The sequence below is a fragment of the Armatimonas sp. genome (assembly GCF_043760365.1).
Classification (GTDB): Bacteria; Armatimonadota; Armatimonadia; order Armatimonadales; family Armatimonadaceae; genus Armatimonas.
The window spans coordinates 1-1,575 of record NZ_JAYUPA010000549.1 but is presented as its reverse complement, the minus strand read 5'-3'; the positions used below and the strand labels follow the sequence as shown (position 1 = coordinate 1,575).

Below are 1,575 nucleotides of genomic sequence, written 5' to 3'. Positions count from 1 at the left end.
CATCAGCGGGGATTAAACAGCGCCGCCGAGAGAGTGCGTGCCGAAAAGAGGGCTTCTCCTGAACGGTCTCGCTGCGGGCATTGATGAGCTTGCTGGCGATAGCCCTGTCTTTCGCCCAGAACGGCACGAGCCCCCACTGAAGCGGCTCCAGCAAGCGCTCCGTACTTGGCCCCTGCGCCGTAATGGCTGCCACCGGCTGGGTCGGAGCGATGTTGTAGCGGGCCTGCGGCTCAAAGAGGCTGCCCTGCACATCGAAGCGCCCCACAATCTCGTCTGTGTCGTGATGCATCGTGAATCGTCCACACATAAGTTTGTTATACCCGATCACCATCTTGATCGCTCCCATTACCGCTCTCATGAACGGGAGCGTGTTATTGTCCTCGTTCCTCGGACGCAAAGGGCGTCCCGCCCATAGGAATATTCTTATGGCCGCTTGCGGCCTTCGTGTCGGAGCCTGCGACGACAATAAGACGCCCCGGTTCATCGGAGCGATAATAGGGATCAAAAATAAAAATAAAAATATTTTGTTTTACCCTTTAGCAAACGGGGGAGAACGGGCTATAATGCTTGCGATGGGCTCGTGCGTGAACGACGGCACCCCTAAAAGGCGGCCCATCAGAATGCTCAGGAGGAACGATCAAAATGGTAAGCAATAATTGGCTCTTTAATAACGGTAAGCCGATGGATGCCCCCATGGCGTTTCTCTGTAGCGAGACCCCCCAACTCCATCTACTCTCCGCAGCGCGGGAACGCGGCTTGATTTCGGGAACAAGAAGTACCCAAATCACCCAAGTCTCACCAGGGTATCAACCCCTAACGCGCCTGTAGAGCGAAGCGCCGGAGGGGAGAGGCTGCAGAGAAAGCAGCCAGGCCCCATCCTACACCGCAATTTCGCTCACTCGTCACTTTATCGCAGCGATAGCCCCAACTTTTGTGTTGGTCTGCCTCAGGCTTTATGCCGGGCAGAGTGGCTGGTTTTATGCTGCCCGCTCCTGCTAGAGCTGTGTCTCTACGTAGGCCCGACGGAGAGAATCCCGTGAAAACTACAATTATAGACAAGGGAATACTGCACAACAAAGGCACTCAGTACCAGGACACGCTGACGCTTCAGCGTGCCAAACTGGGCGACACCCGGGCGCAAGAGCGCCTTCGTAAGTCGCTTACTCCCCGCCTGGAATCTCTGGCGGGCTACTACGCTTCCCGAACGGGAATGGATGCCAACGACTTACTGCAAGAGGCTTGGGTTGCGGTCTACGAGGTGCTTCCGACGGTTGACATGACCATTGGAACCCCTTCGCAGTACTTGCTCAAGCACGCCCGCTGGCAGATTCTGGACCACATTCGCTGGAACAAGAAGCGCTCTCACGATGCGCTCGATGAGCTAATGGTGGAGACGGAGAAGCTGACTCAAAGCAGCTTCGCGACTCGGGCGAACCTGCCGGGTGCCGAAGATGTCGAGACCCGGTTGATGCTGGAGATCCTGGAGACACGCCTCAGCACGCGTCAGCGAGCGATCCTAAGGGGATTGCTGGATGGGCACACCTGGCGGCAGATCGGCGACACGCTGGGCTGCAC

At 57.0% G+C, this 1,575-nt stretch carries 2 protein-coding genes; one reads left to right on the top strand and one right to left on the bottom strand.

Features of this window, described 5'->3' with window-relative positions; genetic code table 11:
- A partial coding sequence (locus ACH2EH_RS12615; protein ID WP_395142166.1) for an SOS response-associated peptidase occupies nucleotides 1–307 on the bottom strand: 307 nt, incomplete at its 3' end.
- 729 nt (nucleotides 308–1,036) lie between these two features.
- Between ACH2EH_RS12615 and ACH2EH_RS12610 the strand changes: the two genes are divergently transcribed.
- The coding region (locus tag ACH2EH_RS12610; protein WP_395142164.1) for an RNA polymerase sigma factor at nucleotides 1,037–1,575 on the top strand (539 nt) is incomplete at its 3' end.